The sequence below is a fragment of the Streptomyces sp. NPDC058045 genome (genome assembly GCF_042885635.1).
Classification (GTDB): Bacteria; Actinomycetota; Actinomycetes; order Streptomycetales; family Streptomycetaceae; genus Streptomyces.
The window spans coordinates 1-9,086 of record NZ_JBHVRR010000005.1 but is presented as its reverse complement, the minus strand read 5'-3'; the positions used below and the strand labels follow the sequence as shown (position 1 = coordinate 9,086).

Sequence of the window (9,086 nt, the reverse complement as noted above, 5' to 3'; positions counted from 1 at the left end):
CACCTTACGCAGAAGGAAGAGATCCACATGTTCAACGCCATGGACACCTCGCGTGCCAAAGTTCTGCCCGGTGCCGCTCAGTTGGAGATGGTGCGTGCCGCGGTGATCCTCGCGGCCGAGGAACAGGGGGAGTTCACCGGCGACGCCGGGCCCGTCGTCCGGATCACGAACGTGGTGTGGGGCGAGCCGGTGGTGGTCGGCCCCGGGCAGCAGGTCCATGTCGACCTGTACCCCGGTGGGGACGGCGACGAGTGGGCGGTGATCGCCGACGCCAACGACGAGGCGGGCAGCGGCGGCGGTGTCGCCGTACTGCCCAAGGCCAAGCCCGACCGGGTGGACGTCCGCGCCTACGGGACCGCCGACCGGCCCGGCTCGCTGCTGGTGGATCTCGGCGAGGCGGACCGCTCCAACGACGCCGTGGTGGTCCCCGGCCAGTTCGCCCGCTGCCTCAACGCCGTCGCCCGGGACCGTGGTTGGGGTGAACGCGAGGTGGCGCTGCTCAGCGCCGACGAGGTGACCTACGCGGGACTCGCCCGGTATGCGGCGGTCCGGGGCGCCGTGGAGATCGTGCCCGACCCGTCGGGGCGCCGGGAGGCCACCCTCACCGTCGACCTGGTGGACGAGCAGGGCATCAGCCTGGTCGCCTTCCGCGGGCTGCGGGTGTCCGCCGAGGAGCAGGCCACCTCGCCGCAGCCCCGGGGCGGCGCCTCGGGCACGGACACCGCCTCTGGTGGTACCGCGGCCGTGGAGCCCGGACCGGGACGCCGGGTCGAGATGGCGGGCTGGTCCGTGGCGGAGTGCCTGGAGTGGGAACTGAAGGACGCCGTCTCGCAGTTGCTGAAGCTCCCGGTGTCCAAGCTGGACGAGGGCGCCAACCTCCAGGACTACGGCTTCGACTCCATCAGCCTGGTCGAGTTCGCCGGTGTGCTCGGTGAGCGGATGGACATCGAGCTGACCCCCGACGTCTTCTTCAGCCACCCGACGCTGGAGAGCCTCAGCGGTCATCTGCTGGGCGCCCACCGGGAGTTGCTGGACGCCTTCTACCAGGAGGGCAAGGCGGCCGTACCGCCGCGCGCCGCCGCCCGCCCCGTCCCGAGCCCCGGGCAGCGCGCCACCTCCCGCGCCGGGCAGGACGGCACCGGCCCCCGCCGACGCCTGCTGCGGATGAGCGCCCCCGCGAAGGCCGAGCCGGCCGGTACCGAGGAGGAGACCGGCAACGCCGCCGAGCCGGTGGCGATCATCGGCATGAGCGGCCGCTTCCCCGGCGCCCGTACCGTGGACGAGCTGTGGCACCTGCTGGCCGAGGGCGAGTGCGTGGTCGGCGAGGTACCGGCCGACCGCGGCCCCGCCTGGGGCGGCGACCGGCGGATGGGCGCCCTGCCCGGACTGGCCGAGTTCGACCCGCTGTTCTTCGAGATCTCCGGCCGCGAGGCCGAGACCATGGACCCCCGCCAGCGCCTCCTGCTCCAGGAGATGTGGCACGCCCTGGAGGACGCCGGGATCGGCTCCCGCCGCCTCACCGACAGCCGCGTCGGCATCTTCGTCGGCGTGGAGGAGGGCGACTTCCGCGACCTGGTGGGCGACGACGCCGGAGTCACCGCCAACAGCAACGCGATCCTCGCCTCCCGCCTGGCCTACTTCCTCAACCTGGCCGGGCCCAGCATGGCCATCAACACCACCTGCTCCTCCGGCCTGGTCGCCCTCCACGAGGCCTGCCTCAGCCTGCGCTACGGCGACTGCGACACCGCGATCGTCGCCGGCGCCAACATCCTTGCCGACCCCCGCAGTTACGACGCGATGCTCACCGCCGGGATGCTCTCCCCGGAGGGCGTCTGCCGCGCCTTCGACGAGCGCGCCGGCGGCATGGTGCCCGGCGAGGCCGTCGCCGTCCTGGTCCTGCGCAAGCGCGGCGCCGCCGAACGCGACGGCCAGCGGATCTACGCCACCGTCCTCGGCAGCGGTGTCAACTACGACGGCAAGACCAACGGCATCACCGCCCCCAGCGGCGCCGCCCAGAGCCGCCTGCTGCGGCAGGTCTACGAGCGCGCCGGAGTCTCCCCGGAGACCCTGGAGTACATCGTCACCCACGGCACCGGCACCCGGCTCGGCGACCCGATCGAGATCAACGCCCTCGCGGAGGCGTTCGGTTCGGCGACCGAACGCCGCGAGTTCTGCGCCCTGACCTCCGTGAAGCCCAACATCGGGCACACCCAGGCCGCCTCCGGGCTGGTCAGTGTGATGACGCTGGCGATGGCCATGCGGCACGAGACGATCCCGCCGAGCATCAACTGCGAACGCCCCAGCGACTACATCCGCTGGCAGGACAGCCCGTTCTTCGTCAACCGGCAGCGGCGCGCCTGGCCGCAGGGCCCGCAGCCCGCGCGGGGCGCCGTCAGCGCGTTCGGCATGTCCGGCACCAACGCCCATGTGGTGCTGGAGGCCGGCACCACCGCCCGCGCCGAGCGGGAGCAGTTGGACCGGCAGCCCGCCGCCCTCTCCTACCTGCTGCCGATCTCCGCCAAGACCGCCAAGGCCCTCACCGAGGCCCTGACCGCGCTGGCCGACCACCTGGAGGCGGCGGACGACGCCGGCGCCGGATACCTGGCCTCGGTCAGCCACACCCTGATGGCCGGACGGCACCACTTCGCCCACCGCTGCGCCGTGGTCGCGCGGGACCTCGGCGACGCGGTACGGCTGCTGCGGGAGGCGGCGCGCGGCGAGAAGCCCCGCAAGGTCTACCAGGGCACCGTGACCCGGGACTTCACCCCGCACAGCCTCGTCGGCGACCTGCTGGAGGACGCCCCGCGCCGCCGCCAGGACGACCAGCGCTACCAGGAACTGCTGCTGGCGCTGGCCGACTTCTACTGCCAGGGCTACGACCTGCGCGGCGAGGCCCTGTTCGAGCAGGTGCCCGCCCTGGTCGCCCTCCCCTCGTACCCGTTCGCCCGGCAGCGGCACTGGCCCTCGGCCCCGGTGGCGTCCCGCGGACGCGGCACCGGCGCGGGCACCGAGCCGACGCACCCCCTGGTGCAGCGGAACACCTCCAGCCTGACCGAGCAGCGCTACAGCTCCGTACTGCTGCCCGCGGACGAACTCCTCGTCGGTGCGGACGGCGACCGGCGGCTGCCCGCCGCGGCGCACCTGGAGATGGCCCGCGAGGCCGTGCACCAGGCGACCCGGGAGAACGAGTCCGACACCGCCGGAGTGCGGCTGCACACCGTGCGCTGGCTGCGCCCGGTCCGCGCCACCGGCCGCACCATCGATCTGCATGTGGCCGTCCTGCCGGAACGCGGCGGCGACATCGGCTTCGAGATCTTCTCCGGTGACGGCACCGCCGACCCCAGCCACACCACCGTCCACTGCCAGGGCGACGCGACCCGGCTGGTGCCCGCCCCGGAGGCACCCCAGGCCGATCTGGCGGCGCTGCGCGAGCAGGCCCGCCAGGACCCCGCACTGGTGGTGGCGCGCCTGCCGCAGCCCGCGGAGCACGACCAAGTGGTGCTGCCCTTCGGGGCGTTGGACGACGCGCTGCGCGCCGCCGCCGAGAGCGACCCGTCGATCGGGACCGCCGCCGGGGTGCCGGCCGAGCTGGCCCAGGCGGAGATCTTCGGCGCCGCGCCCGCCACCTGGGCCGTGGTACGGCGCACCTCCGCGCCCGGCGGCGAGGAGCACCGCTTCGACCTGGACCTCTGCGAGGAGTCCGGCCGGGTCGCCGCCCGCTTCACCGGTCTCGCCCTGGGCCCCGACGCCCCCGCCGAAACCCCCGCCACGGCCGGGCTGCTGGGGCAGGAGTGGGCCGAGCGCGCACTGCCCGACGGGGCCGCCCCCCGCGACTGGCCCACCCGCGAGGTGGTCCTCTGCGACACCGGCACCGCCCCCGCCGCCGGGACCTTCGCCGGTACCCCGGACGTCACCGTCATCGCCACCACCGGCGAGGGCGCCGCGGAGCGCTTCACCGCCGCCGCCGAGCAGCTCTTCACCGAGGTGCGGCGCATCCTGCGCGGCAAGCCCGCCCACGAGGTCCTGCTCCAGGTCCTCGTCCCCGGCGGCACCGACCGCCATGTGTACGCCGGGCTCAGCGGCCTGCTCAAGAGCGCCCACCGCGAGAACCCGCAGCTCGTCGCCCAACTCATCGCCGTCGACGAGCAGTTCACCGCGGACGAGCCGCTGCCCGCACCGGTCGCCGCCCTGCTCGACGCCGAGGCGGACTCCCCGCACCCGGCCGCCGAGGTCCGCTACGCCGGGGACCGCCGGCTGCTCCCGGAGTGGCGGCCGCTGCCGCACACCCCCCTCGCCGACCGGGCCGCCGGCACCCTGCCGTGGCGGGCCGACGGCACCTATCTGATCACCGGTGGCGCGGGCGGCCTCGGGCTGCTCTTCGCCCAGGAGATCGTCCGCCACGCCCCGGACGCCCGACTCGTCCTCACCGGCCGCAGCGCCCGCGACGCCCGGGTGGACGCCGCCCTGGCCGGCCTCACCGGGGACGGCGCCGGATCCCGCGTCGCCTACCGCCAGCTCGACGTCACCGACGCGGACGCCGTGACCGAGCTGGTGAACGACCTCACCGGCGCCGGGGACGGCCCGCTCGGCATCCTGCACTGCGCCGGGGTTCTCCGCGACGACTACATCATCCGCAAGAGCGCCGAGGACATCCGCGAGGTCCTGGCGCCCAAGGCCGACGGACTGGTCCACCTCGACCGGGCCACCGCCGCGCTGGAGCTCGACTTCCTGGTGTGCTTCGCGTCCACCTCGGGCAGCCTCGGCAACGCGGGCCAGGCCGACTACGCCCTGGCCAACTCCTTCATGGACCACTTCGCCGTGCACCGCCAGGAGCAGGTGCGGGCCGGGGACCGGCACGGCCGCACCCTCTCCGTGGACTGGTCCCTGTGGAGCGACGGCGGGATGACCGTCGACCCGCAGGCCGTGGCCCGGATGGAGGCCGACTCCGGCCTGGTGCCGATCCCGCGCGCCGAAGGGCTCGCCGCGTTCTACGACGCCCTCGACGCCGGCACCCCGCACACCCTGTGCCTGGCGCTGCGCGACCCGGCGCGGCTCACCGACACCGTGGACCGCCTCACCGGCGCCACCGCCCCCGACCCCGCGCCCGCAGCAGAGGAGCAGCCGGCGGCCCCGGCGCTCGACCAGGACGCCGTCCACACCTATCTGATCGAGCTGATGGCGCGGGAGATGCGGATCCCGGCCGAGAGCATCGACCGTGACGCGCCCCTGGAGCAGTACGGGATCGACTCCATCACGGTGCTGGCGCTCACCGATGTGCTGGAGGAGGACCTGGGCACCCTGCCCAAGACTCTGTTCTTTGAATACCAGACGGTCGGCGAACTCGGCGGATACCTGCGGACATCGCACTCCGCGGCCCTGGCCCGGATACTCGGTGCCACCGCGGCGCCCGTGGAGCGGAAGCAGGCCCCCGCGCCCGCCGCCCCCGTCCTGGTGGAGCAGGCCGTCAGCCGCCGCGGGCGCAACCGCCACCCGGCGCCGTCCACCGGCGGCCCCCTGGACATCGCCGTCGTGGGTGTGGCGGGCCGCTACCCGCAGGCCGCCGACCTGGACGCCTTCTGGCGGAACCTCGTCCAGGGCCGGGACTGCGTCACCGAGACCCCGGCCGGACGGTGGGACAGGAGCACCTTCGCCGAGGCCATCACCTGCGGCTGGGGCGGCTGGCTGGACGGGGTGGACCGCTTCGACCCGATGTTCTTCAACATCGCGCCCCGTGAGGCCGAGTTGATGGACCCGCAGGAGCGCCTGTTCCTCCAGTGCGCCTACGCGGCCATCGAGGACGCCGGATACACCCCCAGGGATCTGGAGCGCGGTGAAGGGGCGCGGGACGGCGCCCTCGGCTCGGCGGGTGTCTTCGTCGGAGTGATGACCGCCGACTACCAGTTGCTCGGTGTGGACCAGCAGGCGGCCGGTGTTCCGCTGGCCACCGCGGGCAACTTCTCGTCCATGGCGAACCGGGTGTCGTACCACCTGAATCTGCACGGCCCGTCGATCGCCGTCGACACCATGTGCTCGTCCTCGCTGACCGCGGTCAAGCAGGCCTGTGAGAGCATCCGGCGCGGGGAGAGCGAGGTGGCCGTCGCGGGCGGCGTCAACCTCTCCCTGCACCCCAACAAGTATCTGCTGCTCTCCCAGGGGCAGTTCATCTCCCCGACCGGCCGCTGTGTGTCCTTCGGTGAGGACGGCGAGGGCTATGTGCCGGCCGAGGGCGTCGGCGCGGTCCTGCTGAAGTCCCTGGACCGGGCGGTGCGCGACGGCGACCACATCTACGGGGTGATCCGCGGCGCGGCCGTCAACCACGGGGGCCGCACCAACGGGTACACGGTGCCCAACCCCAACGCGCAGGGCGGTGTCATCGAGGCGGCCCTGCGGCAGGCCGAGACCGACCCGCAGACCGTGACCTACGTCGAGGCGCACGGCACCGGCACCAAGCTCGGCGACCCCATCGAGATCCGCGGACTCAGCCAGGCCTTCGACGGGGTGACCGGCGAGCAGCCGTGTGCCATCGGCTCGGTGAAGTCCAACATCGGGCACGCGGAGGCCGCCGCCGGTATCGCGGGCCTGACGAAGATCCTGCTCCAGATGCGGCACGGCACCCTGGTGCCGTCCCTGCACTCCGAGGTGCTCAACCCGTACATCGACTTCGAGTCCACCCCGTTCCGGGTGCAGCGGACCACGGCCGAGTGGCGCCGGCCGGTGGTGGAGACCGACGGCCGGACCAGGGAACTGCCGCTGGTCGCGGGGCTCTCCTCGTTCGGGGCGGGCGGCTCCAACGCGCATCTGATCGTGGCGGAGCACCTCCCCAGCGGCCCCGCGCGGAACGTGCCCGCCGGGCCGACCGCGATCCTGCTCTCGGCGAAGACCGGTGAACGGCTGTGGGTCGCCGCCGAGCGCCTGCTGACCGCCCTGGGCTCGGGCCGGTACCAGGAGGCCGACCTGGCGTCCATCGGCTACACCCTCCAGGTGGGCCGCGAGTCGATGCCGCACCGGATGGCGTTCGTCGCGTCCAGTCTGGCGGAGGTCGAGCAGGGGCTGAACTCGTTCCTGGAGGGCTCCGGCGCGGACCACGGGGTGGCCGTGGGCCGGGTCGACGCCACCGCGGTCCGTACCGGGGACGCCGCGTCGGACGGGCGGCGGGACCTGGGTGAGCTGGTGGCCGCCTGGGTCGCCGGGACCGCGGTCGACTGGCGGAGTCTGTACCGCGACGGGGACACCCCGGGGCGGATCAGCCTGCCGGGCTACCCGTTCGCGGAGGAGTCCTACTGGCTCCCGGCCCTCGACAGCACGCCCGCGGCCCCCACCGGAGCGGGCCGGCTGCACCCGTTGCTGCATGAGAACACCTCCGACCTGGCGAACCAGCGCTTCACCTCCCGCCTGGCCCAAACTCCGTCCCCCGCAGCACAGTTGGAGATGGCGCGGGCCGCGGCGCTGCGGGCCGTACCGGGGGCGGAGGAGGGTGCGCAGTTGGTGCGGCTCTCCGATGTCGCCTGGCATGACGGGCCCCCGTCGGGCCAGGACGGGCAGGTGGTGCATGTGTCGCTGCGGCCTGCCAGGACCGGCGACGCCGAGTGGACCGTGCATATCGAGCAGTCCGGCACCGCCGAGGGTGAACCGGCGGCCGCGGACGACGCGGAGTTGGTCACCGCCGAGGGCACCGTCGCCCTGATCGCCGCCACCGGCGAGCCGGAGCGGCTGGACCGGGACGCCCAGAGCGGCGTGGTCGAGCTGGACATCACCGGGGACCCGCTGCTGGCACTGGTGTCGGCCCTGGAGAGCTGTGTGGCACCGGAGTTGAGGCTGACCACGGCCCGCGAGGTGGTGTTCGCGCCCTCCGGTGCCGGTGCGCCCGCCTGGGCCGTGGTGGAGGGCCGGGACTCCGAGCAGGACGTGGTGGTCTGCGCCGAGGACGGCACCGTACTGCTGCGGGTGCGGGGCCTCATGTGGGAGTCCGCCGCCGAGGAGGAGGAGAGCTCTGCCCCGGTACCGGCGGAGGGCGCGGCCGAGGTGGCCGCGGGGCCGGGCCGGCGGGCCGAGATGGCCGGCTGGTCGATCGCGGAGTGCCTGGAGTGGGAACTGAAGGACGCCGTCTCGCAGTTGCTGAAGCTGCCCCTGGACCGGGTCGAGGACGGCGTCAACCTCCAGGACTACGGCTTCGACTCGATCAGCCTGGTCGAGTACGCGGGCGTGCTGGGCGAGCGGCTGGGCATCGAGCTGACCCCCGACGTGTTCTTCAGCCACCCCACGCTGGTGGGCCTGAACGCCCATCTGCTGGACGCCTACGGGGAGTTGCTGGCCGCGTTCTACCAGGAGGGCGGCTCCGCCGGAGCGGTGGCCGTACCGAAGGCGCCGTCCAAGCGGCGCCGGGTGAAGCGCGCCGCGCCCCTCACCCGTCAGCCCCTGGCCGCTGCGACGGCTTCGGAGCCGATCGGCATCGTGGGGATGAGCGGCCGCTTCCCCGGCGCCCGCACTGTCGGTGAGCTGTGGGACATCCTGGCCGAGGGCCGCAGTGTGGTGGGCGAGGTGTCCGCCGAGCGTTCCCCGGCCTGGGGCCCGCAGCGCCCGATGGGGGAGATGCCGGGGGTGGCGGAGTTCGACCCGCTGTTCTTCGAGATCTCGCCGCGCGAGGCCGAACTGATGGACCCGCGGCAGCGGTTGCTGCTCCAGGAGATGTGGCACGCCCTGGAGGACGCCGGATACGGCGACCCCGCCGTGGCGGGCGACCGGGTCGGTGTCTTCGTCGGAGTGGAGGAGAGCGACTACCGCTTCCTGGTCGACGAATCAGAGAGCATCACCGCGAACACCACCTCGATTCTGGCGTCGAGGCTGGCGTATTTCCTGAACCTGTCCGGTCCGAGTATGGCGATCAACACCTCGTGCTCTTCGGGCCTGGTGGCCCTGCACGAGGCCTGCCTGAGTCTCCGCTACGGGGACTGCGACACGGCCATTGTCGCGGGCGCCAACATCCTCTCCTTCCCCGGTAGTTATGACGCGATGGTGGGTGCGGGGATGTTGTCGGCGGAGGGGGTGACGCGGGCGTTTGATCGGCGTGCGGATGGGATGGTGCCGGG

Annotated in this window: 1 protein-coding gene; it reads left to right on the top strand. The window is 73.5% G+C overall.

From position 1 onward, the window contains the following. Positions 1-27 precede the first annotated feature (27 nt). A partial coding sequence (locus tag ACFVST_RS04930; RefSeq protein ID WP_390146951.1) for an SDR family NAD(P)-dependent oxidoreductase occupies positions 28-9,086 on the top strand: 9,059 nt, incomplete at its 3' end.